Below are 26906 nucleotides of genomic sequence, written 5' to 3'. Positions count from 1 at the left end.
CCGGAGGCGTTGTACGACAGGCAGAGGAAAGGGACGGACAACATGGTCCAGTCGTTGAAGTCGAGGAGCGGGAGCGCGCCGTCAGGTGCTCCGGTATCCGGCCGGGCGTGGCTGATGCTGGCTCTGGCCACGGTCGGTTTCGCCGTGAACTTCTGGGCGTGGGCACTGCTGAGCCCCTTGGGCCCGCGGTTCAAGGACGGCCTGGACCTGTCGTCGTTCGAGCAGTCGCTGCTGGTGGCAGTGCCAGTCGTGGTCGGTTCCCTGGGCCGGATCCCGGTGGGCGCGCTGACCGACCGTTTCGGCGGCCGGATCATGTTCCCGATCGTGTCGGCGGTCACCATCGTGCCGGTGCTCTACCTCGGCCTGGCCGGGCACTCCTCACTGACGGCGCTGCTGATCGGCGGATTCTTCCTCGGCGTCGGCGGCACCGCGTTCGCAGTCGGCGTGCCCTTCGTCAACGCCTGGTTCCCGCCCGAGCGGCGCGGCCTTGCCATCGGCGTCTTCGGCACCGGCATGGGCGGCACCGCCATCAGCGCCCTGACCACCGTGAAACTGGTCGACGCGAACAGGATGTCGACTCCGTTCCTGATCACCGCCGCGGTCCTTGCCGCGTACGCCGTAGCCGCCGCGCTGCTGCTGCGCGACGCACCCGGCCGCACCGTGCCCACCGAGCCGCTGGCCCGCCGCCTGGCCGCCACCGCCCGCCTCGGCATCACCTGGCAGGCGTCCGCGCTGTACGCGGTCACGTTCGGCGGCTACGTGGCCTTCTCCGTCTACCTGCCCACCTACCTCAAGACCGGCTACGGCCTGACCCAGGCGGACGCAGCAAACCGCATGGCCGGCTTCGTGCTGCTGGCGGTCGCGATGCGGCCGATCGGTGGCTGGCTGTCCGACCGCGTGGGCCCGGTCCGGGTACTGGCCGGCTCGCTGGCCGTGGTCATGGCCGGAGCGGTCGTGCAGTCGTTCACTCCGGCCCTGGCCCCCGTGGGCACCATCGCCTTCCTCGCCATGGCGGCAGCGCTCGGCGCGGGCAGCGGAGCGACCTTCGCCCTGGTGGCCCTGCGGACCCCGGCGAACCAGGTCGGCTCCGTCACAGGTGTGGTCGGCGCCGCGGGCGGTCTGGGCGGCTTCCTGCCGCCGCTGGTGATGGGCTCGCTGTACGGCGAATACGGCTCGTACGCGATCGGCCTCGGCCTGCTCGCGATCGTTGCGGCCGCGGCACTGGCCTTCACCCTCACCGGTGTCCGCGCCGCGACCGAAGGCGGCGAGCGGAAGCCGCGCACCGGCGGTCGGCGCGAGCACCGCACCGCCGGCACCACCGCGTAAGGGCGAGCGGATCCAATCAAGGGGAACGAAGGACCAAGAGGAACGAAGGACAGGGAGAAGACCGGCGTGCGAATACTGGGGATGCCAGTCTCTGGCGTCGATCGACGAGCTGACCCGTGAGCACGACGAGGTGGTCCGCCTGATCAGCCATCTGCGCCCGGCCCACCAGGAGGGCGGGGCGGCCCGGATGGCGGAGGTCGCCCGGGAGATCGTGGCCGTGCTCGGCCCGCACACCCAGGTGGAGGAGCACGGCCTGTTCCCCGCTCTGGCCGGGGACTTCCCCGACCAGAGCGGGGAACAGGAGGCCGAGCACCGCGCATGCGACGAGTCGCTGTGTTCGTTGCCGGCAGGCGTGGGGCAGGAGGACTCGGGCGCCCAGGGGGAGCGGTTCTGCAGGATGCGGCGATCTACGGGGCTCAGGCTTCGGCCCGTACGGAGAGGGGTACCGTCCATTCCACGATGGTGCCGGTGGGATCGTTCGGCTTGAGAGTGAAGCTGCCCCCGAGGTCGGTGGCGCGCTGTCGGAGGTTGTCCAGGCCGCTGCGGCGGTTGACGGCCGGGTCTATGCCGGTTCCGTTGTCGGCGACGCGCAGCTGGAGCCGGGTGCCGTCAGTCTCGGCAGTGATCTCGACGGCGGTGGCGTGTGAGTGCCGGGCGGCGTTCGACAGCGTTTCGCGCAACACCGCCAGCAGGTGCTCGGCATCGTCGGCGGGCACGTCGGTGTCCAGGAGGCCGGTCATGCGCAGGGCGGGAGCGAAACCGAGGACGGCGGCGGCCCGGTCGGTCTCGGCCAGCAGCTTCGAGCGCAGCCCGCCGCGCCCGTCGGAGCGGTCGCGCTCGCGCAGTGCGTAGATCGTGCCGCGCACGGTCTTGATGGTGTCGTCGAGGTCGTCGACGACCCGCTGGACCCGCTCGGCCACCTCGGGCCGGTCGGACACCCGGCCGAGCACCGAGTTCAGGGTCAGTCCGGAGGCGAACAGTCGCTGGATGGCCAGGTCGTGCAGGTCGCGGGCGATGCGGTCGCGGTCGGTCAGGACCAGCAGGTGGTCGGCCTCGCGCCGGTGCTCGGCGATCTCCAGGGCCAGCGCGGCCTGGTCTGCGAAGCTGCTGATCATGGCCATGGTGGTGTCCGAGAACTCCGGGCCGCCGGGCAGGTTGGCGACTTGGAGGACCCCGCGCACGTGCTCGCCGCCACCCAGGGGGAGCAGGAATCCGGGTCCCAGGCCGATCTGCGCCGCGGAGCCGCCCCCGGCCTGCGGTTCGTCGGACAGTGCGCTGCTGGTGATCCGCTCGTTGGAGAGGTGGACCTTCGCGGCCAGCGTGGTATTCGGCAGTACCAGCCCGTGGACCTGCTCGGCGCCTTCGCCGTCGGCGGCCTCGATCACGAGCTCGTCGCCGCCGTCGAACGGTACCGCCAGCGTCACCAGATCCGCTCCGGACAGAGCCCTGACGGTCGAGGCGACCTTGTACAGCACCTGGTTCGGGTCGGTGCCCGACAGCAGGCTGCGGGTCAGGTCGCTGCTTGCCGCGAGCCACTGCTCCCGGCGGCGGGAGTCCTCGTACAGGCGGGCATTGTCGATCGCCACGCCGGCCGCGGCGGCGAGCGTGCGCAGCACCGCCTCGTCGTCCTCGTCGAACTGCGCCCCGCCGTGCTTGTCGGTCAGGTACAGGTTGCCGAAGACCTGGTCGCGCACGCGCACCGGCGCTCCGAGGAAGGTGGTCATCGGTGGGTGCCCGGCGGGGAAGCCCACCGAGTCGGAGTGGCGGCCCAGATCGGTCAGGCGCAGTGGCTCCGGTTCGCGGATCAGCAGCCCGAGGATGCCTTGGCCCTCGGGATAGTGGCCGATCGTGCGGATGGTGTCCTCGTCCATGCCGACCGTGATGAACTGCCGGATCTTCCCTTCCTCGCCGAGCACGCCCAAGGCCCCGTACTGGGCGTCCACGAGGGTGACCGCGGACTCGGTGATCCGGCGCAGAACCACGTCGAGATCCAGATCGGAGCCGATGGCGAGGACCGCGTCCAGCAGAGTGTGCACCCGGTCCCGGGTCGCGCGAACCTGTGCCACCTGGGCCTGCAGGCCCTCCAGCAGCTCATCCAGCCGCAAGTGGGGCCCCGCGGGGCCGCCCTTCCGCCCCTGCGCCGGACTCTCCGCCACTCCCGCTCCTCCCAGAAAAGGTGCCGCTGGCACCCTCCCATCATGCCTGAACGGCCTTGTCGGCACTCGAACGCATGTGTTAAATGCGGTGGTCCCGGCAACGGAGATCCTACGGCTCTGCGCCGCGCGTGGCCCAAGCGCTGTGGAGGCCAGCGCCCGCCCGCCCTAGAACCCGGCCACCGTTCGCTCCGGTACTGACCTCCCATCAGATCGCTAGCCCCAGTGTCCCCGGCGCCGTGCGGGGCCCTCGGGTTGTCATGGCAGATCCCCTTTGGCCCCGCGGACTGCCAGACCCTCGGCCCGTGCGCGACCTGGCAGACAGGGTCGGTCATCGGCCGGCATGTCCCCAGCGCACTGGCAGTGCGTGAAATGCGAGGTCAAGAGAGAACGGCTCACGGTGATGAACTGCATGGCCAGGTGGGCGTCGAACGCTTCGGGAATGAGGGCGTCGGCGGTCATGCGTGAGAAAGGCACGGCCCGCCTGCTGCAGCGGCGAGACTACGACGGTCGTGGACGCTGCTGATGCCGCACGGGGTCTGCTGATCAGCATTCAGCGGCTGCATCACGTGGCCGAGTACCCGGGGAAAGGGCGTCACCGGGCCGCGCACGGAGGCGAACACCTCCGAGAGGTCTCGCCCTGGCCAGGTGTCCCCGGCCAGGGCGTACAGGGGCGCACTGGCAGGTGCGGTCATCGTGCTGATCTCCTTCGAGCCTCGACATCTCGAAGATGGAGCCGGTGACCGTTTCATCTGGGTCGCGTTGCACGGGATCGAAGAGCGAGTCGCGGCAGCCGCGCCGCAACGACGACAGGGTGGACCTGGCGACGGCGCCTGAGCGCCGACGCCTCCCGCCCGTCGACGAACCGTACGAACCAGCTTTGACGTGTGCGAATATCTATGCAGGGCTGCTGAAGCAGGCGCGGCTGCCCCGGCCGCTGTGGCCTGGAACAAGTGGCCTGGAACAAGACGACAGATGAGGTGTCCCGTGGCGATCGTCGGCGAGGAACTGCGGATGATGACACACGTGGCCCGGCTGTACCACCTTCAGGGCGTGCGGCAGCCGGAGATCGCGGCGCGACTGGACCTGTCGCAGGCGAAGGTGTCACGGCTGCTGAAGAAGGCACAGGACCGGGGCATCGTGCGGATCACCGTGACCCCGCCCTCCGGCACCCACCCGGTCCTGGAGGACGGCCTCCAGGAGCGGTATGGGCTGAAGCTCGCTCTGGTCGTCGACACCACTCCGGACAACGAGCGCACGATGCTCGGCGATCTCGGCGCGGCCGCCGCCTACTACCTCCAGACGACGTTGCGCTCGTCCGACACCGTGGGAATCTCGTCGTGGAGCGCCAGTCTGCTCGCCACGGTGCAGGCGATGCAGCCGGTCCCGGGACTGAAGGACGTACGCATCGTTCAGGCGGTGGGCGGCATCGGCGACCCCGCAGCAGCCGGTCACGCCTCACGGATGACCGGGCAGTTGGCGCAGTTGGTGAATGGTGAGGCCGTCTATCTCCAGGCGCCCGGTGTGGCCGGGGCAGCGGAGAGCGCCCAGGCGCTGCGCACGGACCCGTTCGTGTCGGCGGCTCTGGGGGAGCTGGGCGATCTGGACGTCGCGCTGGTGGGCATCGGTGAGATCACCCCGTCCAGCACGCTCGCCCGCAGCGGCAACGCCTTCTCCGACGAGGAGCGCGCCGGGCTGGAGAAGCTGGGCGCGGTGGGCGACGTCTGCCTGCGGTTCTACGACGCTCAGGGCCGGCCGGTCGAGTCCGAGCTGGACTCCCGGGTCGTCGGCATCACGCGCGAGCAGTTCGCTGCCGCCCGTCGGAAGATAGGGGTGGCGGGCGGCAGTCGTAAGCACAAGGCGATCCGGGCGGCCGTGACGGGCGGCCTCGTGGACGTGCTGGTGACGGATCAGGAGACAGCGGCGGCCTTGATGGCCTGAGAACAGGGGGCGCCCTGGGGCGTCACGGCCTCGGTGAGCGCGGCACGGGGCAGCGATGTGCAGCGTAGTGAAGAGCCACCCGAGACCGTGGACGCCCGTGAGCGGATGGCTGCGGATCGACAACGGCCCCGCAGGGCGACGAGTGCGGGGAGTCGCTCACCAGCAGATGTATCCGCCGTCGACGACCAGGTCGGAGCCGGTCACGAAGGACGCCGCGTCGGAGGCGAGGAAGACAGCGGGGCCCACCATCTCCTCGACCTCGGCGATGCGGCCCAGGGGGGTGTCGGCGGCGTACGCCTTGAGGCGCTCGGCCACCTCGGGCCGTTTGTTCATGGGGGTGAGGGTGTAGCCGGGGCTGATCGAGTTCACCCGGATTCCGCGGCCCGCCCACTCGGTGGCCAGGCTCTTGGTGAGGTGCATGGCGCCGGCCTTGGAGGCGTTGTAGTGGGCCTGCAGCAGTCCGCGGTTGGCGATGGTGCCGGACATGGAGGCGATGTTGACGATCGATCCGCCGCCGCGGGCGAGCATCACCCGGGCCTCGGCCTGCGCGCTGAGGAACACCCCGGTGAGGTTGATGTCGACGACGCGGCGGAAGTCCTCGGCGGGCATGTCTTCGGCGGCGGTGGCACCGGCCACGCCGGCGCAGTTGACGGCCGTACGGATCGGGCCGATCGATTCGACGGCGGTGTGGACGGCCTCGGCCAGGGACTCGGGGGAGGTGACGTCTCCACCGAGGCCGACAGCCCTGCCGCGCGCCTCGACGATCAGGTCCGCGGTGGCCTGGGCGGCCTCGGCGTCGCGGTCGAAGCAGGCGACGTCGGCGCCGCAGGCGGCGAAGCCCAGGGCGATGGCCCGGCCGATCCCGCTGCCCGCGCCGGTGATGAACGCGGGCTTGTCCTTGAGGGAGAACGCTGCGGGGGTGAAGGTCATGGTGCGGCTCTTTCGGCAGTGGTGAAGCGGCGGAAAAGGTTGGCGTCGGCCCTTGGCCGGGGTGATACCGAATGCGGGCGGCAGTGGGGAGGATGTGCACCGGCGCCGGCCGGTGTCAGGTCCTTTTCCCGCGGGCGCAGGCGACCGCGTCGTGCCAGCCGGCCATGCGACGGTTGCGCCAGGCGTCGTCCTCGTGCGAGGTGAAGCGGGTGCCCTGGGGAGCGAGCGCGGGCAGGTCGGCGTCGTCCCAGATACCGAGCGCCGTGCCGGCCAGGTACGCGGCGCCCAGGGCGGACACCTCCGGGCGCCCCGCCCGTAGCACCGGTCGGCCGATCAGCTCGGCCTGGAGCGCCATGAGGCGTCGTTGCCCGTCGGACCGCCGTCCGCGCGCAGCTCGGCGACCGTGCCCCCGAGGACGGTGTCGAATCGGGAGAGCGTGTCGGCCACCTGGAAGGCCATCGACTCGACCGCGGCGCGTGCCACTTCGGTGGGGCCGGTGTCGAAGTCCATGCCGACCAAGAGCGCACGGGCGCCGCGATCCCAGTACGGGGCGCCCAGTCCGGAGAACGCCGGGACCAGGTAGACCTCGGCGTCCTGACGTGCGTCGACCGCCAGGGCGGCGATGCCGGCCGAGTCGGTCCCGAGCAGGTGGGCGGCCCAGCGGATGGCTGTGCCCGCGGACGCTATGTTCGCCTCCAGGGCGTGTGCGGCGCCCGCGTCCCGAGTGCGTCGCCAGGCCAGGGTGGCGGCGATGCCCTCGGCGGGGCGGCGGCCGTCGGGGTTCAGGACCATGAGCGAGGCGCCGGTGCCGTACGTGGCCTTGACCGTGCCCGGGCGCCCGTGGCTCTGGGCGAAGAGCGCGGCGTGCGAGTCGCCGAGGACCGCCGCGATGGGCAGGCCGTCCGCGAGGCCCGGTACGTTCCGGGTGTGGCCCAGTTCCTCGCCCGCACCGTCCGAGGCGGCGATGCGGGGGAGTGCCGCACGGGGAATGTTGAACAGGTCGAGCAGATCGGCGTCCCAGTCGGCGCTGTCCAGGCGGACGAGCTGGGTGCGGGAGGCGCAGCCGGTCTCGGAGGCGTCGGTGGCTCCACCGGTGAGCCGGTGCAGCAGCCAGGCGTCGACCGTGCCGACGCGCAGTCGGCCGGCGCAGGCTGCCTCGCGGTTCGGGTCGAGCCGGTCCAGCAACCACTCGGCCTTGGTCGCGGAGAACATCGGGTCGACCGGCAGGCCGGTGCGGCCGCTGATCAGCTCCCCCTCGGGCGAGGCGGCCAGCTTGGCGCACTGCTCGGCGGTGCGCCTGTCCTGCCAGCTGACCAGTGGCGACAGCGCGGCGCCGGTGTCCGGGTCCCAGGCCAGGACGGCCTCGCGCTGGACGCTCAGCCCCAGGCCGACGACCAGGGTGCCCGCGGCAGCGGCCTGGGCGGCCAGTTCCTCGGCCACCCCGGTGACGCTGCGCCACAGCACGGCCGGGTCCTGCTCGACCCATCCCGGCTCTGGATACTGCTGGGTCAGCGGCCGGTGAGCGGTGGCGACGACCCGCCCGTCCTCCGTGACGAGAAGCCCTTTGGTACCGCTGGTGCCCTGGTCGATGGCAAGCACGGCGCCTCTGCCCGCGGCGCCCCTGTCCGCGGCACTCATGCCGCCGCTCCCTGCCCGGCGCCGCTCAGCTCGCGCGCGGCGCGGACAACGGCTTCCGCGTCGATGCCGAAGTACTCGGACAGGAAGGCCGCGCTGCCGGTCGGGGTGAACTCGTCACGAACGCCGAGAAGCTTCATCGGCACGGGGGAGTGGCCGGCGAGGAACTCCGCGACGGCGCTGCCGAGTCCGCCGTGGACGTTGGCCTCCTCGACGGTGACGATGCAGCCGGTCTCGGCGGCCGCCGCGAGGAGCGCCTGCTCGTCCAGCGGCTTGACGGTGGAGAAGTTGAGCACACGCGCGTGGACCCCCTCGGCCGCCAGCTTTCCGGCGGCGGTCAACGCGGCGGAGACCGTCGTACCCACACCGATCAGCGTAATGTCGTGCCCCTCGCGCAGACACGCGGCACGGCCGGCCGCGAAGGGGACGTGAGGCGTCAGGTCCGGCACCTTGGTGCGGCCGATACGCAGGTAGACCGGGCCCTCGTACTGATGGGCCCAGCGCAGTGCCTCACGCGTTTCGGCCGGGTCGGCCGGTGCCAGGACGACCATCTCGGGCAGCGTGCGCATCCAGGCGAAGTCCTCCACGCCGTGGTGGGTCGGGCCGAGCTGGCCGTAGGCGAAGCCGGGGCTCATGGCGCACAGCTTGACGTTGGTGCGCGAGTAGGCGACATCCGCCTTGATCTGCTCCAGGGCCCGGCCGGTGAGGAAGGGAGCTGCGGCGCAGACGAACGGGATACGGCCGCCGTTCGCGAGGCCGGCGCCCGCGCCGACCATCAGCTGCTCGGCGATGCCGACGTTGAGCAGCCGGTCCGGGAAACGCTGCTGGAACTCCTTGAGGTTGGAGGAGCCGACGGAGTCGTTGCAGACGGCAACGGTGCGCGGGTCCGTCTCGGCGAGCTCGATCAGCGTCTCGGCGAACGCCTTGCGGCAGTCGTGCAGCTCGACGGCTGCGTCGGTGGTGGTGCTCATCGGGCGGTCAGCTCCTCGAGGGCGGCAGCGGTCTGTTCGGCGGTGGGTACCTTGTGATGCCACTCCACGCGGTCCTCGATGAAGGACACGCCCTTGCCCTTGATCGTGTCGGCGATCAGGCACAGGGGGCGGCCGTCGACGGCCCGTTCCTCGCTCAGGGCTTGGTAGAGGGCGTTGTAGTCGTGGCCGTCGACGACGCGCACGTCGAAGCCGAAAGACGCCCACTTGGCGTCCAGCGGGTCCAGGCCCGAGGTCTCCGCCGTGGGGGCGCCCTGCTGCAAGCGGTTGCGGTCGACGATCACGGCCAGTCGGCCGAGGCGCTGCTGGGACGCGCTCATCGCCGCCTCCCAGTTGCTCCCCTCCTGCAGCTCACCGTCGCCGGTGAGGACGTAGGTGCGACGGTCGGAGCCGTCCAGCTTGGCGGCGACCGCCATCCCCACGGCCACCGGGAAGCCGTGGCCCAATGGACCTGTGTTGGTCTCAACTCCCGGCACCTTGCGGCGGTTGGGGTGGCCGTTGAGCGGCGACAGCGGCTCCATGAACGTGGTCAGCTCGGCCTCGGGGAAGAAGCCGGCGTGCGCCAGGGTCGAGTAGAGGATGCCCGCGGCGTGGCCCTTGCTGAGGACGAACCGGTCGCGCTCGGCCCACTCCGGTTCCTCGGGACGGACGTCGAGGACCGCGAAGTACATCACGGTGACGATGTCGGCGGCGGAGTAGTCCCCGCCGATGTGCCCCTGACCGGCCCGGCTGATCATCTCCAGATCACTGCGACGGATCGAGTAGGCCAAGTCCCGCAAGCGCGCGGCGCGCTCTGCCGGGGGTGCCGCGTGCAGCTCGCGCCGAATGTCGGCGAGCCGCGCCGTGGCGCCGGGGACTGGTGCGAGAACCATAGGTGCATATCCATTCAGGTCTGCGTTGCGATTCAGTCGAAGTGAAGCCCGTGAATCCGGATGAGTCAAGGAGGGCGCGCCCTCGAACAGCCCGGAGAGAGCCGGAACACCGGTGGGGAACGGCAGGTTCACTGGTCCGTCAGCACGAGGTGCGGTCCTGCAGGGCGCGGCCGGCCGGCATGCTCGCTGGCCGGCCGTCGCGCGCGGGTGGTTCCCCAGGAGCAGGCCGGCGATTCACTCGGCATCCACTGCGGCGGGCGGCGACCCGGGCGATGCACCGCCCGCCGGTCCGGTGTCCGGTGTCCGGCGGCTGAGCGGCACGCTGTTACGCCGTTGCCTCCTGTTCATGATGCGCGCGACGGAACATCGGTGGCCGGCAACGCCGTTGGAAGGGGGCCGGGTGGGGTGCTCAGTCGCGGTCCACCCAGCTCTCCCTCGCCTCCGGCCGGCAGCGTTCGGAGCGGGTTGGTACGGCACGTCGCGGCACTGTCGTCATGCCGTGGCGAGGTGCATGACGGCTGAGGTCGTCGCCTCCTCCGCCGACAGGATGCCCTGCTGCCGTCCCCTGCTGAGCACGAGCACGCGGTGGGACAGTCCCAGGACCTCGTCGAGGTCGGAGCTGACCACGACGACCGCCATGCCCGACCGGGCCAGGTCCGCGATCACCTCGTAGATGGCGGCGCGGGCGCCGACGTCAATACCGCGAGTGGGCTCGTCGAGGATGATGACCTTGGGCTTGCGCTCCAGCCACTTGGCGATGACGACCTTCTGCTGGTTGCCGCCGGACAGTGTCCGCACCGGCTGTGCGGCCCGCCCCTTGACGGTCATCGTCCTGATGGCGTCGGTGGCGACTTCGGTGACGCGCCCGGGGGTCAGCCAGCCTTGCCGGGCGACCCGGTCGAGGTTGGGCAGGACCACGTTGTCGCCGATCGAGAGGTCGAGCACGGCGCCCTGGCCCTTGCGGTCCTCGGGTACGAGCGCCACCCCCGCTTCGATGGCGTCCCGAGGCCCGCGCAGCCGCAGAACCTGGCCGTCGACGGCGACCTGTCCCTCGGTCACCGGGTCGACACCGGCGATCGCCCGCACGAGTTCGGTGCGCCCGGCGCCGACGATTCCGGCGATGCCGAACACCTCGCCCGCGCGCACGCTGAAGGAGACGTCCCGGAAGGAGGTATTGGACAGACCGTCCACGCGCAGCACCTCGCGCTCCGCAGGCGCTCCCGTGTCGGGGAAGAGCCGCTCCACGCTGCGCCCCACCATCTCCTCGACGAGCTGTGAGACGGGCACCTGCGCGGTCGCGTGGGTGGCGACCCGTTGCCCGTCCCGCATCACCACCACGCGGTCGCAGATGCGGGCGATCTCCTCCAGGCGGTGGCTGACGTAGATGAAGGACACACCTTCCTTCCGCAGCGCGTCGATCCGCTCAAAGAGATGGTCGGTCTCGTCGCCGCCCAGGGCGGCCGTGGGTTCGTCGAGGATGAGCAGTTTCGCGTTGAGGGTGAGGGCTTTGGCGATTTCGACCTGTTGCTGTTCGGCCACGCGGAGCGTGCCGACCAGCCGGGTGGGGGAGATGTCCAGGCCGAGGCGGTGCAGTTGCTCCTCCGCACGACGGTTCATCTCCGCACGGTCGATGCGTCCGCCGCGGGTGAGGAGCCGGCCCAGGAAGACGTTCTCGGCGACCGACAGAGCCGGCAGCAGGCGCATCTCCTGATGGATGAGCCCGATGCCGTGCGTGATGGCGTCCCCCGGCGACTTGGGGTCGTAGGGCCGTCCCCGCCAGGTCATGTACCCGGTGTCGGAGGGGAAAGTGCCGGCGATGATGTTGGCGAGGGTGGACTTCCCGGCGCCGTTCTCGCCGAGCAGCGCCACCACCTCGCCAGGACGGATGTCGAGGTCGATCCGGTCAAGGGCCTGTGTCGCGCCGAAGCGCTTGGACACGTCCCGCACGATCAGGCCCTCGTGGGTCTGGTCCCTCGAAGTCTGACTGAGGTTCGTCATGATGACGTCGCTCCCCGGGCTCAGGGGTGGCTCTTGATGTACTGGTCGGCCTTCGCCGTGTCGTCCTTGGTCAGGAGGAACGCGGGCTGCAATTGCGTGGCCGGGACGTCCTTGCCGTTGATGACGTCCAGCGCCGTGTCCACCGACATCCGCCCCATCTTCTGGGTCTGCTGGACCATGGTGGCGTCGATGGTGCCGTTGCGGACGGCCTTCAGACCTGCGAAGTCGCCGTCGAAGCCGACGATCAGGCGCTTCTTGCCGTCGGCGCTCTTGACGGCCTGCGCCGCACCAAGAGCCATCGCGTCGGCCTGGCCCCAGAAGATGTCGATGCCCGGGTGGGCCTGGAGCATGTCCTGGGCCACGGAGAACGCCTTGTCCTGCGCCCAGTCGGCGGTCTGCTGCGTGACCACCTTGATGCCAGGCGCCTGGGCGAGCGCCTGGCCGAAGCCCTTCTGGCGGTCGACCTGCGGGGTGGTGCCGATCTGGCCCTGGAGGATGGCGAGTTGGCCCTTGCCGTCCTTCTGCTTGATCACCCACTGGCCGAGCGTCTTGGCGGCATCGACGCTGTCGGTGGCGATGAAGGACTTGCCCGGCGCGTCAGAGGGGTTGCGGTCGACCGTGATGACGGGGATCTTCGCGCGTTCCGCCGCCTTGACCGGCACGCTGGCGGCCGTGGCGCCGGCGGGAATGTAGATGATCGCGCTGACCTGACGGCTGATGAAGTCCTGGATCTGGTTGACCTGGGTCGCGGCGTCGCCCCTGGCATCGGCGACGACGACCTTGACGCCCTTCTTCTTGGCCTCGGCCTCGACGGACTGCTTGATCTGGTTGAAGAAGTCGGCCTGGAGATTGGCGACCGCGAGACCGATCGTCACCGGCTTGCCGTCGGCGGTGGTCGTGGCGGCGCTGTCTCTGTTGCATGCGGTGGCGCTGAGGGCGAGGGCGGCCACGATGCCGGTGGCCATCCAGCGGTACTGGGACTTCATTGCGGTGGTGCTCCTTCGGGAGGTGGACCCGGTGATTCGGGGAGGGAGGGGGGAGGGGCGGTTCGGTGGTGCGGGGGGTGAGTCGAGGAGGTCAGTGCGTCTCGCGCCGGCGCAGGACGTCGACCATGACGGCCAGAGCGATCACCACGCCGATGACGATCTGCTGGACGAACGGGGAGACCCCGAGCAGGTTGAGCCCGTTGTGCAGGACGCCGATGATCAGGACGCCGAACAGGGTTCCGGTGACGGAGCCGACACCGCCGCTCAGGCTCGCGCCGCCGATCACCACGGCGGCGATCGCGTCCAGTTCGTAGCCCGTTCCGGCACTCGGCTGCGAGGAGTCCAGACGCATCGAGAGGAAGACGCCGGCCAGTCCGACGAGGACGCCGGTCACGGTGTACACGAGGACGGTCCGCTTGCGCACGCTGATGCCGGCGAGCCGGGCGACCTCCGAGCTGCCACCGATGGCGTACAGCTCACGCCCGCCGGTCCGGTAGCGCATGTAGGCCCACCCCGCCACGTACAGCACGACGAGTACGAAGGTGACGAAGGTGAAGACGCCGAGGTAGCGGACGGTGGAGAGGTTGTCGAACCAGTCCGGGTATCCGACGATCTGCTGCCCGTCGGTGATGACGTTGGCCAGGCCGCGGGCGATCGACATCATCGCCAACGTGGCGATGAACGGCGGGAGTTTGGTGAAGGTGACGCCCAGCCCGTTGGCCAGGCCGCACGCTCCCGCGACGCCGATCGCGACGAGGGCGCTCAGCCACAGCGGCCAGCCCTGGTCGTGGGAGAGCCACCCGAGCACCATGGTCGCCAGCGCCAGCACGGCGCCGACCGAGAGGTCGATGCCGCCCGTGATGATCACGGCGGTCATGCCCAGGGCGAGAAGCCCCAGGATCACTGCCTGGTCGACGATGTTGAGCAGATTGTTCTGCGTCAGGAAGTACGGCGTCGCGATGTAGAAGACGACGCACATGACGACAAGCCCGAGGGCGGGACCGCGGGATCCTGTGAGCAGCCCGGTCGCCCAGGACGGCGCCTTCAGCCGCCGTTCGGCCGGCTGCGCGTCCACGGGCTTCGCCGCGTTGCTGGTCGTACTCATAGAGGTCTCCGGATAGTGAAGGTGTGCATCCAGGTCGGGAGGGGTGGCATCGACCGCGTTCGGTCACCGAGGCTGTCGTGGCCCGCGTGGCGTGCTAGTTCATGAACATTCCGCCGTCGACGTTGATCGTCTGGCCGGTGATGTATGCCGCCTCCTCGGAGGCGAGGAAGAGGACGAGACTGGCCACGTCGTCGTCGGTGCCGGCCCGTCCCAGCGGGATGCCCGCGACCCATTCGGCCATGAGCTCGCCGGGCTGGTAGTCGCCGAGAAGTCGGCCCCACTCGCGGTCGTTGTAGTCCCACATGTCGCTGCCGACGATGCCGGGGCAGTAGGCGTTGACGGTGATCCGGTCCTTGGCGAGTTCCTTCGCCAGGCTCTGGGTGAGCCCCACGACGCCGAACTTGCTGGCCGCGTAGTGGGGCGTGTAGACGAACCCCTGGCGGGCCTGACCGGAGGCGGCGTTGAGGATGCGACCTCCGCGTCCGTGTTTGCGCATGCTCGCGGCGGCGGCTTGGGCACACAGGAACGTGCCCGTGGTGTTGACGGCGAGGACCTTCTGCCAGTCGGCGAGGCTCAGGTCCTCCAGCGGGCTGATGGTGATCACGCCGGCGTTGTTGACCAGGACGTCGACGCCGTCGAGGGTCCGGTCGGCGAGGTCGAAGGCGCGGGCCACGTCCTCTGCCGAAGTGACATCCACGCGAACGCCGGTCGTGTTGCCGCCGGGGTGCTGGTCGGCGACCTTCTCGGCCGCCTCCTCGACGGCTTGGGACACATCGAGCATCAGGACGTTCGCGCCTTCCGCGGCGAACCGCGCGGCGATCCCGCGCCCGATGCCCTGCGCCGCCCCCGTGACGACAACGCTCTGGTCTTCGAACCGACGGGAACGTGTCAGAGCCATGATTCTTCTCCAACGACGGATGACTGAGAAGCGCGGTCGGCGACGCCGGTGACGTCATGCGTGTTCATGTGCACCGCCCCTGCCGCCTGCGGCCAGCAGCTCCCGAACGGCGGAAGCGATGCCGTCGGCCGTCAGCCCGAAGTGCTCCAGCAGGAATGCGGCACTCCCGGTCGGCGCGAACTCGCGCTGCACGCCGAGGATCCGCATGGGCCTGGGGTGGTGCTGCGCGACGATGCCGGCCACTGCTGCACCGAGGCCGCCCGTGGTGGTCGCCTCCTCGGCGGTGACAATGCCCCGGGTTTCGCGAGCGGCCCGCAGGACGGCTTCCACGTCCAGTGGCTCCACGAAGGTCATGTTCAGCACTCGTACGCCGACACCCTGGGCGCGCAGCGTCTCGGCGGCGGCGAGGGCACGCGAGACCATGGTCCCGACGGCCATGACGGTGATGTCGTCGCCACTGGTGAGTTGGATGCTGCGGCCGGGCTCGAACGGTGCGTCCGGCGGCGTGACCGACGGGACCTTGAACCGAGGGATGCGCAGGTAGACGGGTCCCTCGTGCGCGGCGGCCCAGCGTACGGCGGAACGGGTCTGTACCGGGTCCGCGGGCACGGCGATGGTCAGGTCGGCGATGGCCCGCATCCAGGACAGGTCCTCGATCGAATGGTGGGTCGGCCCCAGTTCCCCGTAGGCCAGGCCGGGGCTCTGGCCGCATAGCACGACCGGAAGCCTGTTGTAGGCGGCGTCGGTCTTGATCTGCTCCGTGGCACGGCCGGTCAGGAAGGGACCCGCGGCGCTGACGAACGGAACGAACCCGCCGATCGCCAGCCCGGCAGCGACGCCGACAAGGTCCTGCTCGGCGATGCCGACGTTGATGAGACGGTCGGGGAAGAGCTCTTTGAACCGGACGAGGTTGCTCGATCCCACGGAGTCGTTGCAGACGGCGACGATGCGCTCGTCCTCGGTGGCCAGCGCGATCAGTTCGTCCGCGAACGCCTGGCGGCAGTCGTAGGTCTGCGCGCCCTCGCGCATGACGTCGGCAGTCATCGGCTGAGCTCCCCCAGTTCGTTCAGGGCGGCCTGAACCTGCGCGGGATTGGGCACCTTGTGGTGCCACTCCACGCGGTCTTCGATGAACGACACGCCCTTGCCCTTGACGGTGTGGGCCACGACGGCGACGGGCCTGCCGGTCGTGGAGGGGAGCAGCGCGGACAGCAGCTGTCCGTGGTCGTGGCCGTCGGCGTTCCGTACCTCCCAGCCGAAGCCGGTCCACTTGTCCGCCAGCGGCTCCAGCCGCTTGGTGTCCTCGGTGCGGGCGCCCTGCTGGAGAAGGTTCCGGTCGACGATCGCGGTGAGGGAGGCGAGGTCGTGGTGCGCTGCGGTCATCGCCGCCTCCCAGTTGCTGCCCTCCTGCAGTTCGCCGTCACCGAGGACGACGAAGGTGCGGTACGAGCGGCGCGACAGCTTGGCGGCCAGTGCACAGCCGACCGCGACGGGGAACCCGTGCCCCAGGGGCCCGGTGTTCGTCTCGACGCCCGGCACCTTCCTGCGGTTCGGGTGGCCGTTGAGCGGCGACAGCGGCGCCATGAACGTGGACAACTCGGACAGCGGGAAGAAGCCGCTGTGGGCGAGGGTCGCGTACAGAGCCGCCGAGCAGTGCCCCTTGCTGAGGATGAAGCGGTCACGCTCGGGGTCGCGCGGCTTCTCGGGGTCCACGGCCAGCACCCCGCCGAACAGAGTGGCGAGGATGTCCGTCACCGACAGATCACCGCCGATGTGACCGAGCTGGGCGCCGTCGATCATCCGCACGATGCTGCGGCGTACGTCGGTGGACAGCTGCTCCAGCTCGTGGAGGCGGCCGGCCATGTCTTCTTCGGCGAAGCGGCGTCGCCGTTCCCGGAACCGTGCGGTCCCGGCTGGGTCTGTGGTGAGCATCTGGATCGTCCTCGGTCGCTGGCCCTTGGGATCACACGGGTCTCGCGGTACCGCCGGAAGAGCTCGGCGAGCGGGAGCGCGTGAGATGGGGAGGGGCTACCGGCTGGTGGCGTCGGATTCGAGCGAATAGCTATTCAGCAGTGAATCGTGACGCTCATCATGCTGTGCTCGTTTCGGCCACGTGTCAATAGGGTGAATCGATGCCTTTGGTCGCCGACGCTGCTCTGACGTCGGGCGATGCCAGCGAGGAGGAGACGCGCGTCGAGGTCTGCTGCGGGGCCGGTGGTGCCGGCCGCCGGGATGCCTCGGATGGGCCTTCATGGAGCAGGTGCCGGGAAGGAATCACCGGCATGGCCGTTAGGCCGAACGGCTGCCGTAGCCAGTCGACTCGCTGGGGGGAGTCTCAGCGCCGGAACCTTCGGAGGGGTAGCGGCGGTCGGCGCCTGTCACTTGTCGTGGGGCTCGGCCAGGGCCGCGGCGGCGAGCTGGTCGAGGGGCTTGGGTGAGGAAGACCGGGCCTTGTATCTGCTCACCGCTCAGCTCCGGATAGCCTGTCACCTCGCGGCGTATACAGGTGATCCCGTGAAATCCCTGACCGTTGACGGCGGCAGCGCATGCTCCCGCCGTCATGGCCGCATCTCCGGTCTCGACCCGGTCGGTGTTCTCAGAAGGGCCGCCGGTCCTGACCTGGAAGACGGCTGACGCGTCGTTCATACATGGCGGTTTCACCTGGGCGACGAGACCGACAGGTGCTCGACTTCGCTGATGACCGCCTGGGCGTGCTCGACGGCGAAGGCGCGGGAGGCCGGGTTGGTCGCGATGATGTACCGGTTGCGCAGGAGGCCGTCGATGCCCAGCTCGGCGACCTCGGCCGAGTCCTGTGCGTACGGCAGGATCGCGTCGGCGGCCTGAGGCGATGCGCCGGTGAGCTCGGCGACCCGTTCCGTCAGGACCCACCCGGGCGCCAGCAGTGAGACGTTCACGCCGGTGCCGGCGAAGTCGCGTCGGGCGGTGTCGGTGAAGGCGAGGGTGGCGTACTTGCTGACCGTGTAGGCGCTCAGGGACGCCACGTGGGGAGGTACGCCGAGGGAGTGTTCGGAGCCGACGTTCAGGATGTGGGCGGGGGCTCCTGCGGCGGCCTGGGCCTTGAGGTCGGCGGCGAACGCGCGGATGCCGTTGAAGACGCCGGTGATGTTGACCTCGAACAGCCGGCGGGCGGCGGCGGGGTCGGTGGTGTCGAGGCGGCCGGGGTCTCCGCCGGCCGCGGCGTTGTTGACGAGGATGTTGGTGCCGCCGTAGGTGGTGCGCACATGATGGGCGAGGGCCGCTACGGAGGCGTAGTCGGATACGTCCGTCCGTATCCATTCGGCACGGGCGCCTGTCGCCTGGACCTCGGCGACCGTGCCGCCGGCGTCGCTCTGGGAGGCGATGACGACGGTGGCGCCCCGCCGGGCGGCCTCGAGCGCGAGGGCGCGCCCGAGACCGATGCGCCCGCCCGTGACGACCACGACGGTGTTGCTCAGTTCTGGCATGGCCGTGTCCTCCATCGCGTTCTTGATGTCGGGTCAGACGCCGAAGGCGCTGCGGATGACGAAGTCGAAGGCGCGGTCCGGCAGCAGCCAGCGCAGGAACATGGTGGGTGCGGCCCCGAAGCCGACGCGGTAGCGGGTGCGCGGCCGGCGGGCGTTTGCGATCTTGACGATGGTCTTGCCGATGACCGACGGCGCGGAGGTCATGCGGGCGCCGGGCTGCGAGCTGGCGGCGAGCGTCTTGGCGACCCCCTCGGCGAGGGTCGAGTACGCGCCCTTGCTGGAGGTCTCCTTGAGCGTCTCGGCGGCGATGGCGCCCCACTCGGTGCGGATCGATCCGGGCTCGACGACCACGACGCTGATCCCGAACTGCCTGGTCTCCATGCGCAGGGCGTCGCTGAGCGCCTCCACGGCGTACTTGCTGGCGTGGTACCAGCCGCCCAGCGGGGTGACGAGCTTGCCGCCCATGGAGCTGATGTTGACGATGGTGCCGCTGCGCTGGGCGCGCATGTGCGGCAGCACCAGCTGGGTCAGGTGTGCCAGGCCGAAGACGTTGACCTCGATCTGGGCGCGCGCCTCGGACAGGGGGACGTCCTCGAGGGAGCCGTAGGAGCCGTAGCCGGCGTTGTTGACCAGGACGTCGATGCGCCCCGACTCGAAGATGATCTGGTCGATGGCCTTGCGGATGGAGTCCTCGTCGGTGACGTCGAGGCTGAGGATGTTCACCCCGGCGTCGCGCAGCGCGGTCATCCGCTCGACGCGCCGTGCGGCGCCGTAGACGATGTAGCCCGCTTCCCGCAGGCGCTGAGCGGTGTCGGCGCCGATTCCGGAGGAGGCGCCGGTGACGAGGGCGACCTTGGTAGTAGTGGACATGTCGATTCCTTCTCTTTCCGTGGTCTTTCGGTGTCTCAGGGGTCTCAGGGGTCTTGGGCAGGTGTCTTCGACGTACTGAGGCCAGGGGGGCCGGGCTAGCGGCCCTCGGCCAGTGCGGAGATGTCGGCACCGTCGCGCCAGGTCTGCAGGCGCGAGGCGTAGACCTGCTCGGCGATGTCGAGGGGCGCGCTGCCGAAGAAGACCCGCAGCGGCGGCTCGGCGGCATCGGCGACCGCGAGGATCGCGGCACCCACGTGGGCCGGGTCGTACTGCGGCATTTCCGCCGCGGCCGCGACCATGGCTTCCCGCACCGGCTGGTACGGCGGCTGCCCCTCGGCCCAGACCGCGCTGGAGCCGCCCCAGTCCGTGCCGTAGGCGCCGGGCTCGACGAGGGTCACCTTGATGCCGAAGTCGGCGACCTCCTGGGCGAGTGACTCGCTGAACGCTTCCAGACCCCACTTGGAGGCGTGGTAGGTGCCCAGGAGCGGGAAGGTGGCCACGCCGCCGATCGAGGAGATCTGGATGATGTGCCCACGCCCCTGCTCGCGCAGGATCGGCAGCACCGCCTGGGTCACATGGAACGGCCCGAGGACGTTGACCTCCAACTGCTGGCGGAACTGCTCCGCACTGACCTCCTCGACCGCGCCGAACAGGCCGTAGCCGGCGTTGTTGACGACTACGTCGAGGCCACCGAAGCGCTCCTGGGCGGCCGCGACGGCGGCAACGACCGCCTCACGGTCGGTCACGTCCAGCGCCAGCGGCAGTACCGCGTCCCCGTACTTCTCGACGAGGTCGGCCAGCGCCTCGGTGTCCCGAGCCGTGGCCGCGACCTGGTCGCCGCGCCCGAGGGCCGCCTTCGTGAACTCCTTGCCGAAGCCGCGCCCGGCACCCGTGATGAACCACGTCCTGCTCATGTTGATCTGCCCTTCTTCGTGGCCGGGGCGGCCCCCGACTGCCATCACACAATGACAAACATGTCATCGAGTGTCAACTCTGGCCATGAGTGATAACCTGAAGCGATGACGACGGAGAAGACGAGGCCCGGGCTGCGGGAACGCACGCGACAGGCGGTGCGGCGCGAGATCACGGAGGCCGCCAACGCCCTGTTCATCGAGCGCGGCTACGAGGCGACGACCATCGATGACATCGCCGCGGCGGTGGGCATGTCCAAGCGCAGTGTGTTCCGCTACTTCCCCACCAAGGAGGACCTGGTCGTCGGCAAGGTCGAATACCTCGCCGAGGAAATGCTCCAGGGGTTGCGCGCCCGCCCGGCCGGTGAGCCCGTCTGGCAGTCACTGCGCGCGCTCTTCGATCTGCTGGTGCCGCACGTCGACGACCTCGACAAGGACTCCGTCGCCGCGCCGATCCAGCGGGTCATCTTCAACACGCCGAACCTGCTCGGCAGTTACCTGGAGAAGCAGCAGCAGATGCAGGAGGTGGTCGTCGCCGCGCTGAGCGAACGCGCCGCCGAGGCCGGAACCCCCTGCCCCGCCGAAGACCCGACCCTGCGCGCGATCACCGCGGCCGCCTTCGGCTGCCTCGTCGCGGCCCAGCAGGCATGGCTCGAAAGCGGCTCCAGCGGCACCTTTGCCGATGCCCTGGACAAGGCAATGGCCGCTGTGGCCCCACAGGTTCGGGCATAACTGCGGCCGACGCTGCTGTCGCCCTGGACTTGTCCAGCCGGATATTGCCGCCTGAGTCGGCCGGGCAGGTGTCGGCTGGCGTTCGGCGTCCGCCTTACCCCCTCGACGCCGCCCTGCGAACGCGGGCGGCGGAAACGCGACGGGAAGGAGGGTAGAGGAGGCGTCCTGCGCGCCGCATCCACGGCGCGCGCAAGCAGGGGAGCGAGTCGCTGAGCCTGGGCTCGATCCCGGCCGCGCGCAGTCGAAAGGAAGTGGATGCGGCAACGGCGGCGGATCGTTGCCCGCGCCTGTGCTTCGGGCGCGGCGGACGAGCGCGCGGATCCGCGCGCTGACCTCGGAGAGTTCGAAGGGATCTACTGCGACCGCGCGGGTCGCCGCAGCAGCCGCCACACGTCTCCGCGCCCAGTTCGACGCCCTGGCCTCTGAGGACTTGGCGCGTCGGCGGGGCGGCTAGCACGCGGAGTGGCACGGGGAAGCTGCCGCCCGTCAGCTCACTTCCGCACGGTGATCCGAACGACGACCGCTAGTAGCTGTCGTAGCTGGGCTTGCCGTTCGGCCGGTAGACGCCGACGATGGTGCCGCTCTTCGTCGTCGAGACGCTGACCGGCTCCAGCGCAGTGGGGATCGCTCCGTCGGCGAACAGCCGCTTGCCGGTGCCGATGATCACCGGATGGATGGTCAGCCGGTACTCGTCGACGAGGCCGTGCTGCATGAGGGTCTGGGCAAGGTCGCCGCTGCCGACGACGTTGATGTTGCCGCCGTCGGACGCCTTCAGCTCGCGTACGGCATCGACGATGTCGCCCTCCAACAGCGTGGAGTTCTGCCACTCGACGGACGTCAGGGTCCGAGACGCCACGTACTTGTGCATGCTGTTCATCCGATCAGTGAACGGGTTGTCGGGATCAGCGGTCGGCCAGTACGACGCGAAGATCTCGTAGGTCTTGCGGCCGAGCAGCATCGCGTCGGAGGTTTCGTACCAACCGGCGATGGCCGTGCCGACCTCGTCGTCGCTCACTGGTTTCTGCCAGCCGCCGTGCTCGAAGCCGCTCTCAGCGTCCTCGTCCGGACCGCCCGGCGCCTGCATGACGCCGTCCAGCGTCAGGAACGTACAAACGATGATCTTGCGCATGGTGCGCTCCCTTCGTCGATGGGTAGACCGCACCACCGCCGAAAACTCATCGGCGGCACTTCCGCGGCGCAGCACCAGGGCCGTCGTGTGGGTCAGCAGATCGTAGGCGCGGCTGACCACGACCGCGGGGTTGGGCCGCATGCTCTCCAGCAGCAGCGACGTACCGTGCGATACGGCCTGGGGTGTCGGCACCGGTCTGGCCGGCACGGTCGGTCGTATGCGTTTCTCCGTGGAGGTGTGAGGACGGGAGATACAAGAGGAAAGGAAGCGTGGACGTGACGTGACGTGACGGGGCGACCGCACGCGGGTTCGCCCGCGGTCCCGGTCAGGGGATCAGGACGATCTTGCCGCGAGTGTGCCGCTGTTCCAACTCCGCGAAGGCGTCCGCGACTTGGTCGAGCGGGTAGGTGGCGGCGATCGGGATCTCGACGGCACCCGAGGCGGCCAGGTCGACCAGTTCGACCAGGATCTCGCGTGCGGTCGCGTTGTGGCGGCCGTCGGCCCTGGCACCGATCTCCGCCGCGCGTTGCATGGCGACAGTGGTCTGGATGCGGTTCGGTCCTACGCCCAGGGCGAGGGCGAGGTCGAGGTACGACGGGCCGTAGAGGTCGATGAACGCGTCGATGCCGCCGGTTCCCGCGGCCTGTTCGAGTCGTTCGCGAAGGCCGTCCCCGTACGGCACCGGTATGACGCCGTGCTTCTCCAGCCACTCGGCGTTGGCCGCCGAGGCGATGCCGAGCACGCGCACGCCCCGGCCGGTGAGCATCTGCACGAGGAAGGAGCCGACCCCGCCCGCGGCTGCGGACACCGCGACCGTCTCCCCGGGCTGGGGAGCGACGGCGCGTGCGGCGGCGTAGGCCGTGGCGCCGACCATGTGCAACGAGCCCGCCACCTCCCAGCTCAGCTGCGGAGGCTTGGCCACCAGGTGGGCCGCCGGGACGGCCACGTGCGTCGCCTGTGCGGACGACACGGGTGTCCAGCCCAGCACCTCGTCGCCGACGGCAAGTCCGTCGGCCTCCGCGCCGACGGCTACGACGACTCCGGCGAGGTCGCTGCCCTGGCGGGACGGGAAGTCCACCGGGAACAGATCCCGGACCACCCCGGAGCGGAGCATCGTGTCGAAGGGGTTGACGCCGGCGGCGCGAACTTCGACGACGACGTCCGCTGGGCCCGGCTCGGGCATCGGGATGTCGGTGACGTACAGGACGTCACGATCGCCGTACTGGTCGAAACGCACGGTCCGTGCCGTTCGGTTCATGTCTTCTCCGTGATGTGTGAGACCGGCCGGGGGCCGGACATGGCTGATGTCTTCCCGTGCGGCGGCGTGGCCGGGCACCGGAAGTCGTGGTGCCGCCGCAGGTCATCGGCTGCGTCGGGTCACTTGGCGATGACGGCCGGGGCGTCGACGAGTGGGACTTCCGCGTCGATACGGACATGCAGCTCGCCGGCGGATGGCTTGCCGCACCTGTGATGCTGGACAACGGCCTCCCGGGCGTCAGCCGACGAGGCTGGGCACGGGTGTGAGGGTGATGGTGTGGTGGGTGTGCTGGACCTTGGCGTGCAGGTAGCGCAGGTTGCTGGGGGTGGTGTGGACGCCGGTGGGGACGGTTCGGGTGACCGTGATGCCGAGGTCGAGCAATTGCCGGGCCTTGTCGGGGTTGTTGGTGAGCAGGCTGAGCTCGGTGATGCCGAGGGCGGTGAGCATCTGGGCGGCGGCGGTGTAGTCGCGGGCGTCTTCGGGCAGGCCGAGGGCGGTGTTGGCCTGGTAGGTGTCCAGGCCGGCGTCCTGGAGGGCGTAGGCGTCGAGTTTGTTGTAGAGGCCGATGCCGCGGCCTTCCTGGCGGAGGTAGAGCAGGACGCCTCCGGTGGTGGCGATGCGCTCCACCGCCTCGCGCAGCTGAGGGCCGCAGTCGCAGCGGGCGGAGCCGAAGACGTCACCGGTGAGGCATTCGGAGTGCAGACGCACCAGCGGGGTGGCAGCGGCGGCCGGGTCGCCCAGGACCAGGGCCACGTGCTCCTTGCCGTCTGGCAGCCCGTGGAAGGTGATCACATCGGCGGTCACCTGGTAGCCGTCCGGAAAGCTCAGCGGGACGCGGACCTGGGTGCGGACGGTGGCTGCGGCGGTGCTGGTGGTCATGGCCTCTCCCTTGTCGTTCCTTTGGCGTTCCGGAGGTTCAAATTTGAACTCGTCGTTCACAGTAGAGTGGAGTTCGAATTTGAACAACAGGGAGAGGTGTGGCGTGCGTCATACACGTTGGCTGAACGACGAGGAGAAGCGTGCCTGGACGGCCTTCACCACCGCGCACGCGCTGCTGTACAGGCGGCTGGAGCAGCGGCTCAAGCGGCGTCACGGGCTGTCGGGCCTACGGTACGAGATCCTCGTCCGGCTCAGCGGGGCCCCGGACCGGGAGATGCGGATGGCCGAACTTGCCGGCGCGCTGGTCAACTCCAAGAGCGGGCTGACCTATCAGATCGGGCAGCTGCAGAAGTCCGGGCTGGTGCGCCGACGAACGTGTCCCGGTGACGAGCGGGCGGTCTACGCCGTACTGACCGAGGAGGGCACGGCTCTGCTGGAGCAGGCTGCGCCCGGCCACGTGACCATGGTGAGGGAACTGCTCTTCCACGTGCTCACGCCTGACCAGGTCCGCGCGCTCGCCGACGGCCTCGGCGAAGCGGTCCGCCGCATGACCGACGACCACGGCAAGGCCGGCCGCCCCACGGCCGGCGAGACCGCGTGGCCGGGGCCTGGTCCCGAAGCCGCCGCCGCCGACCTCAGCGCGTGAGGAGGCACCTTTCCGTGAGTTCACCGAAGCCGGCCCCGATCGACCCGACGGGCGCCTTCACATCGCCGGGTTCCAGGGGCGGGGATGTGTCCCAGGCGGCGAGGCGAAAGCCGCCCCGGTTCCGGCTGCGGCCAGGGAACGCGCGCGTGACCTGCCGGTACGCGGCCTTCCGGACAGTGGGCCGCCACTTGACGTGGTGCCATCAGCAAAGCGTTGGGTCGGCGCTACTTCCGGTCCCTCACCTCCACCGGCCTCACCGGCGTCTCCCCATGAGGACCCTGTCGCTTGTGCTGTTGTGCGTGCTCGACGGTGGCAACGACCTGTTCGATGGGTGGTCATGTGAACCACGGTGTTGGCTCGAGCACGGTTGAGGTCAAGAGGTGATCGACCACGGACCCCTCATCGTGAGTGACGGCGCCTGACGGCTGCGCGGTGTCGTTCTCCGTGTCTCACACGCTATGACCACAGCCGCACCGGGCACGCGACCGGCATCAGTTCCCGGCGTCCGCGCCGGTCAGCGTTGGCCACCGGTGCCGGTGTTCAGCGTGCGTCCGAGCGCATGCGCCTCGCGCAGGAGCAGCGCGCCGAGTTCAGGTCTGCGCTCGGCGCGGAACCTGGTCTCCACACCCGTAACGGTCAACGCCCACGCGGGCTGCCCGGCACGGTCGAACACCGCTGCCGCCATGCCCCAACTGCCTTCCACCACGAGTCCGGGGTTCACGGCGTAGCCGTCGATCCGGGTCTGCGCGATCCGCTCGCGCACCGCGTCCGGCGCGTGCGTTGGACCCCACCGGTCGACCAGGTCCCTGTCTGCGAGATAGGCCTCGATCTCGGTGTCGTCGAGGAACGACAGGACCGCCAGGCCCGCCGATACGACTCCGAGCGGGAAGCGCGCGCCCTCGTACAGCACGAAGGAGCGGATCGGGAAGTCCCCGTCCTCACGGAGCAGGCACACCGTCTCGTCACCCCGCCGGGCCGAGAAAAAGGCGCTCTCTCCCGTCACCGCTGCGAGCCGGTGCACGCTCTCCCGTGCCTGGCGGGTGATGTCGTAGCGAATGCCGGCCACCCCGCCGAGCAGATACAGCTCGGGGCCGAGGAACCAACGCCCACTGCGTCGATCGCGGTCGACGAACCCCTCCTCCGCCAACGAGACGAGCAGCCGGTGCACGGTCGGCCTCGGCAGGCCTGTCGCTCGCGCCAGCTCGGCGGTGCCCGCACCGGCCTCGTTGACCGTCGACAGCGCGCGCAGCAGCGCGCCCATCCTGCCGACGAGGTGAGCTGCCGGGGTAGCGTCCATGCCCTCATCGTACGTTCACTCAGTGGACGCTGTGCGGGGTCCCCGCTCGCCCGCCAATCGGTTTTCCCTGCCAAAGGTGCCACTCCTTGCATGTCAGGGGCGCGCGAGAGTTGACTCTGCCGCTCGGACAGTGAACGCATCGGATGGGAGGTGGACGAGTTGATCAAGCTGCGCGCGATCGCGGAAGAGGCCTTGGCCGGCGTGCTGACGGATGGGATGACGATCGCCGTCGGCGGGTTCGGTCTCTGCGGCGTCCCGTACGACCTCATCGAGGTCGTACGGGACAGCGGGGTCACGGGCCTGACGGTCGTGTCCAACAACATGGGGGTCGACGGCAAGGGCCTCGGTCTGCTGCTGGAGAACCGTCAGGTGGCCAAGGTGATCGCCTCCTACGTCGGCGAGAACAAGCTGTTCGCCCAGCAGTACCTGGACAAGGTTCTGGATGTGGAGTTCGCGCCGCAGGGCACGCTCGCCGAGCGCATGCGCGCCGGTGGGGCGGGCATCCCGGCCTTCTACACCAGGGCCGGCGTGGGTACGCCCGTCGCCGAGGGCAAGCCGCACGCCGAGTTCGACGGACACGTCCATGTCCAGGAGCGCGCGATCGTCGCGGACCTCGCACTCGTGCACGCCCACACCGCCGACCATGCGGGCAACCTGACGTACCGGGCCGCCGCACGCAACTTCAACCCCCTCGTGGCCACCTGCGGCCGGGTGACCGTCGCCGAGGCCGAGCACCTCACCGAGGAGTTCATCGACCCCGAATCGGTCACCACCCCCGGCGTGTACGTCAGCCGTCTGGTGGTCGCGCGCAAGCGGACCAAGGAAATCGAACAGCGCACGGTCCGTTCCCGCGTGACCGTCGAAGCATAGGAGAGACGACTCGTGCCC

At 69.9% G+C, this 26906-nt stretch carries 25 protein-coding genes; 6 read left to right on the top strand and 19 right to left on the bottom strand.

All coding sequences use genetic code 11. The features are described from left to right. Nucleotides 1-114 precede the first annotated feature (114 nt). Together ACZ5SK_RS07365 and ACZ5SK_RS07360 are read left to right on the top strand one after the other, a co-directional pair. On the top strand, nt 115-1326 hold the full coding sequence (locus ACZ5SK_RS07365; RefSeq protein WP_361702549.1) for a nitrate/nitrite transporter: 1212 nt from the start codon (nt 115-117) through the stop codon (nt 1324-1326). Further along, nucleotides 1241-1813: a hemerythrin domain-containing protein gene (locus tag ACZ5SK_RS07360; RefSeq protein WP_361702551.1), complete on the top strand. Its 573-nt coding sequence runs from the start codon at nt 1241-1243 to the stop codon at nt 1811-1813. The genes ACZ5SK_RS07365 and ACZ5SK_RS07360 overlap by 86 nt, the downstream gene beginning before the upstream one ends. Here ACZ5SK_RS07360 and ACZ5SK_RS07355 read toward each other — a convergent pair. Then, nucleotides 1743-3482, bottom strand: a complete 1740-nt coding sequence (locus tag ACZ5SK_RS07355; RefSeq protein WP_334582103.1) for a sensor histidine kinase — start codon at nt 3480-3482, stop codon at nt 1743-1745. The two genes, ACZ5SK_RS07360 and ACZ5SK_RS07355, sit on opposite strands and share 71 nt — an antisense overlap. 984 nt (nt 3483-4466) lie before the next feature. Between ACZ5SK_RS07355 and ACZ5SK_RS07350 the strand changes: the two genes are divergently transcribed. Further along, nucleotides 4467-5420 (top strand): sugar-binding transcriptional regulator, encoded by a 954-nt coding sequence (locus ACZ5SK_RS07350; RefSeq protein WP_361702553.1) that lies wholly within the window; start codon nt 4467-4469, stop codon nt 5418-5420. A gap of 156 nt (nt 5421-5576) precedes the next feature. On the opposite strand, the gene ACZ5SK_RS07345 is transcribed toward ACZ5SK_RS07350, so the two are convergent. The 14 genes from ACZ5SK_RS07345 to ACZ5SK_RS07280 all read right to left on the bottom strand — a co-directional run bounded on the left by ACZ5SK_RS07345 (nt 5577) and on the right by ACZ5SK_RS07280 (nt 20080). Next, on the bottom strand, nt 5577-6350 hold the full coding sequence (locus ACZ5SK_RS07345; RefSeq protein ID WP_361702555.1) for an SDR family oxidoreductase: 774 nt from the start codon (nt 6348-6350) through the stop codon (nt 5577-5579). 115 nt (nt 6351-6465) lie between these two features. Next, nucleotides 6466-6705 carry a hypothetical protein gene (locus tag ACZ5SK_RS07340; protein WP_468575509.1) on the bottom strand — a complete coding sequence of 80 codons (240 nt, stop codon included), beginning with the start codon at nt 6703-6705 and terminating at the stop codon, nt 6466-6468. Continuing rightward, nucleotides 6684-7988 carry an FGGY family carbohydrate kinase gene (locus tag ACZ5SK_RS07335; RefSeq protein WP_468575507.1) on the bottom strand — a complete coding sequence of 435 codons (1305 nt, stop codon included), beginning with the start codon at nt 7986-7988 and terminating at the stop codon, nt 6684-6686. Before ACZ5SK_RS07335 ends, ACZ5SK_RS07340 begins: the two co-directional genes overlap by 22 nt. Continuing rightward, nucleotides 7985-8956 (bottom strand): transketolase family protein, encoded by a 972-nt coding sequence (locus ACZ5SK_RS07330; RefSeq protein WP_361702559.1) that lies wholly within the window; start codon nt 8954-8956, stop codon nt 7985-7987. Before ACZ5SK_RS07330 ends, ACZ5SK_RS07335 begins: the two co-directional genes overlap by 4 nt. Next, nucleotides 8953-9846 (bottom strand): transketolase, encoded by an 894-nt coding sequence (locus tag ACZ5SK_RS07325; protein ID WP_334582098.1) that lies wholly within the window; start codon nt 9844-9846, stop codon nt 8953-8955. The genes ACZ5SK_RS07330 and ACZ5SK_RS07325 overlap by 4 nt, the downstream gene beginning before the upstream one ends. A gap of 492 nt (nt 9847-10338) precedes the next feature. Further along, complete coding sequence (locus tag ACZ5SK_RS07320) at nt 10339-11844, bottom strand: sugar ABC transporter ATP-binding protein (RefSeq protein ID WP_334582097.1); 1506 nt, start codon at nt 11842-11844, stop codon at nt 10339-10341. Nucleotides 11845-11864: 20 nt separating this feature from the next. Continuing rightward, the gene (locus ACZ5SK_RS07315; protein WP_361702562.1) at nt 11865-12830 is read right to left on the bottom strand and encodes a sugar ABC transporter substrate-binding protein; all 966 of its coding nucleotides are present in this window, start codon (nt 12828-12830) and stop codon (nt 11865-11867) included. Between the two features lie 91 nt (nt 12831-12921). Beyond that, nucleotides 12922-13935 (bottom strand): ABC transporter permease, encoded by a 1014-nt coding sequence (locus ACZ5SK_RS07310; RefSeq protein ID WP_334582094.1) that lies wholly within the window; start codon nt 13933-13935, stop codon nt 12922-12924. A gap of 94 nt (nt 13936-14029) precedes the next feature. Further along, nucleotides 14030-14833, bottom strand: coding sequence for an SDR family oxidoreductase (locus ACZ5SK_RS07305; RefSeq protein ID WP_334582092.1), 804 nt, complete (start codon nt 14831-14833; stop codon nt 14030-14032). A gap of 54 nt (nt 14834-14887) precedes the next feature. Next, nucleotides 14888-15877, bottom strand: a complete 990-nt coding sequence (locus tag ACZ5SK_RS07300; RefSeq protein ID WP_334582091.1) for a transketolase family protein — start codon at nt 15875-15877, stop codon at nt 14888-14890. Next, nucleotides 15874-16764 carry a transketolase gene (locus tag ACZ5SK_RS07295; RefSeq protein WP_334582090.1) on the bottom strand — a complete coding sequence of 297 codons (891 nt, stop codon included), beginning with the start codon at nt 16762-16764 and terminating at the stop codon, nt 15874-15876. Before ACZ5SK_RS07295 ends, ACZ5SK_RS07300 begins: the two co-directional genes overlap by 4 nt. Nucleotides 16765-17489: 725 nt before the next feature. Then, entirely contained in the window at nt 17490-18296 is an 807-nt protein-coding gene (locus tag ACZ5SK_RS07290; RefSeq protein ID WP_334582088.1) for an SDR family NAD(P)-dependent oxidoreductase, read from the bottom strand. 33 nt (nt 18297-18329) lie between these two features. Then, nucleotides 18330-19166 (bottom strand): oxidoreductase, encoded by an 837-nt coding sequence (locus ACZ5SK_RS07285; RefSeq protein WP_334582087.1) that lies wholly within the window; start codon nt 19164-19166, stop codon nt 18330-18332. A gap of 95 nt (nt 19167-19261) precedes the next feature. Further along, nucleotides 19262-20080, bottom strand: coding sequence for an SDR family NAD(P)-dependent oxidoreductase (locus tag ACZ5SK_RS07280; RefSeq protein WP_334582086.1), 819 nt, complete (start codon nt 20078-20080; stop codon nt 19262-19264). A 105-nt stretch (nt 20081-20185) separates the two neighbouring features. On the opposite strand from ACZ5SK_RS07280, the gene ACZ5SK_RS07275 reads away from it, so the two are divergent. Next, on the top strand, nt 20186-20809 hold the full coding sequence (locus ACZ5SK_RS07275) for a TetR/AcrR family transcriptional regulator (RefSeq protein WP_361702568.1): 624 nt from the start codon (nt 20186-20188) through the stop codon (nt 20807-20809). A gap of 523 nt (nt 20810-21332) precedes the next feature. On the opposite strand, the gene ACZ5SK_RS07270 is transcribed toward ACZ5SK_RS07275, so the two are convergent. From ACZ5SK_RS07270 to ACZ5SK_RS07260, 3 genes are all read right to left on the bottom strand, one after another. Beyond that, nucleotides 21333-21938 carry a dihydrofolate reductase family protein gene (locus ACZ5SK_RS07270; protein WP_334583765.1) on the bottom strand — a complete coding sequence of 202 codons (606 nt, stop codon included), beginning with the start codon at nt 21936-21938 and terminating at the stop codon, nt 21333-21335. A 325-nt stretch (nt 21939-22263) separates the two neighbouring features. Next, on the bottom strand, nt 22264-23196 hold the full coding sequence (locus tag ACZ5SK_RS07265; RefSeq protein WP_334582083.1) for an NADP-dependent oxidoreductase: 933 nt from the start codon (nt 23194-23196) through the stop codon (nt 22264-22266). A 237-nt stretch (nt 23197-23433) separates the two neighbouring features. Continuing rightward, nucleotides 23434-24075: a GTP cyclohydrolase II gene (locus ACZ5SK_RS07260; protein WP_334582081.1), complete on the bottom strand. Its 642-nt coding sequence runs from the start codon at nt 24073-24075 to the stop codon at nt 23434-23436. A 103-nt stretch (nt 24076-24178) separates the two neighbouring features. Between ACZ5SK_RS07260 and ACZ5SK_RS07255 the strand changes: the two genes are divergently transcribed. Continuing rightward, nucleotides 24179-24721, top strand: coding sequence for a MarR family winged helix-turn-helix transcriptional regulator (locus ACZ5SK_RS07255; RefSeq protein ID WP_334582080.1), 543 nt, complete (start codon nt 24179-24181; stop codon nt 24719-24721). A gap of 514 nt (nt 24722-25235) precedes the next feature. Here ACZ5SK_RS07255 and ACZ5SK_RS07250 read toward each other — a convergent pair. After that, nucleotides 25236-26018, bottom strand: coding sequence for an IclR family transcriptional regulator (locus ACZ5SK_RS07250; protein WP_334582079.1), 783 nt, complete (start codon nt 26016-26018; stop codon nt 25236-25238). A gap of 159 nt (nt 26019-26177) precedes the next feature. Here ACZ5SK_RS07250 and ACZ5SK_RS07245 point away from each other — a divergent pair, with 159 nt between their 5' ends. Further along, nucleotides 26178-26888, top strand: coding sequence for a CoA transferase subunit A (locus tag ACZ5SK_RS07245; RefSeq protein WP_334583764.1), 711 nt, complete (start codon nt 26178-26180; stop codon nt 26886-26888). The last annotated feature ends 18 nt before the right edge of the window (nt 26889-26906 follow it).

The organism is Streptomyces sp. NPDC031474 (assembly GCF_055581185.1).
The sequence above is the reverse complement of the archived record's forward strand: the minus strand, read 5'-3'. Positions and strand labels throughout refer to the sequence as shown.

What these genes read in the sequence shown, in the direction of transcription:
- ACZ5SK_RS07365 (WP_361702549.1), top strand. Translation starts at nt 115, where the DNA reads ATGCTGGCTCTGGCCACGGTCGGTTTCGCCGTGAACTTCTGGGCGTGG.
- ACZ5SK_RS07345 (WP_361702555.1), bottom strand. Translation starts at nt 6,350, where the DNA reads ATGACCTTCACCCCCGCAGCGTTCTCCCTCAAGGACAAGCCCGCGTTC.
- ACZ5SK_RS07340 (WP_468575509.1), bottom strand. Translation starts at nt 6,705, where the DNA reads ATGGCGCTCCAGGCCGAGCTGATCGGCCGACCGGTGCTACGGGCGGGG.
- ACZ5SK_RS07335 (WP_468575507.1), bottom strand. Translation starts at nt 7,988, where the DNA reads ATGAGTGCCGCGGACAGGGGCGCCGCGGGCAGAGGCGCCGTGCTTGCC.
- ACZ5SK_RS07330 (WP_361702559.1), bottom strand. Translation starts at nt 8,956, where the DNA reads ATGAGCACCACCACCGACGCAGCCGTCGAGCTGCACGACTGCCGCAAG.
- ACZ5SK_RS07325 (WP_334582098.1), bottom strand. Translation starts at nt 9,846, where the DNA reads ATGGTTCTCGCACCAGTCCCCGGCGCCACGGCGCGGCTCGCCGACATT.
- ACZ5SK_RS07320 (WP_334582097.1), bottom strand. Translation starts at nt 11,844, where the DNA reads ATGACGAACCTCAGTCAGACTTCGAGGGACCAGACCCACGAGGGCCTG.
- ACZ5SK_RS07315 (WP_361702562.1), bottom strand. Translation starts at nt 12,830, where the DNA reads ATGAAGTCCCAGTACCGCTGGATGGCCACCGGCATCGTGGCCGCCCTC.
- ACZ5SK_RS07310 (WP_334582094.1), bottom strand. Translation starts at nt 13,935, where the DNA reads ATGAGTACGACCAGCAACGCGGCGAAGCCCGTGGACGCGCAGCCGGCC.
- ACZ5SK_RS07305 (WP_334582092.1), bottom strand. Translation starts at nt 14,833, where the DNA reads ATGGCTCTGACACGTTCCCGTCGGTTCGAAGACCAGAGCGTTGTCGTC.
- ACZ5SK_RS07300 (WP_334582091.1), bottom strand. Translation starts at nt 15,877, where the DNA reads ATGACTGCCGACGTCATGCGCGAGGGCGCGCAGACCTACGACTGCCGC.
- ACZ5SK_RS07295 (WP_334582090.1), bottom strand. Translation starts at nt 16,764, where the DNA reads ATGCTCACCACAGACCCAGCCGGGACCGCACGGTTCCGGGAACGGCGA.
- ACZ5SK_RS07290 (WP_334582088.1), bottom strand. Translation starts at nt 18,296, where the DNA reads ATGCCAGAACTGAGCAACACCGTCGTGGTCGTCACGGGCGGGCGCATC.
- ACZ5SK_RS07285 (WP_334582087.1), bottom strand. Translation starts at nt 19,166, where the DNA reads ATGTCCACTACTACCAAGGTCGCCCTCGTCACCGGCGCCTCCTCCGGA.
- ACZ5SK_RS07280 (WP_334582086.1), bottom strand. Translation starts at nt 20,080, where the DNA reads ATGAGCAGGACGTGGTTCATCACGGGTGCCGGGCGCGGCTTCGGCAAG.
- ACZ5SK_RS07275 (WP_361702568.1), top strand. Translation starts at nt 20,186, where the DNA reads ATGACGACGGAGAAGACGAGGCCCGGGCTGCGGGAACGCACGCGACAG.
- ACZ5SK_RS07270 (WP_334583765.1), bottom strand. Translation starts at nt 21,938, where the DNA reads ATGCGCAAGATCATCGTTTGTACGTTCCTGACGCTGGACGGCGTCATG.
- ACZ5SK_RS07265 (WP_334582083.1), bottom strand. Translation starts at nt 23,196, where the DNA reads ATGAACCGAACGGCACGGACCGTGCGTTTCGACCAGTACGGCGATCGT.
- ACZ5SK_RS07260 (WP_334582081.1), bottom strand. Translation starts at nt 24,075, where the DNA reads ATGACCACCAGCACCGCCGCAGCCACCGTCCGCACCCAGGTCCGCGTC.
- ACZ5SK_RS07250 (WP_334582079.1), bottom strand. Translation starts at nt 26,018, where the DNA reads ATGGACGCTACCCCGGCAGCTCACCTCGTCGGCAGGATGGGCGCGCTG.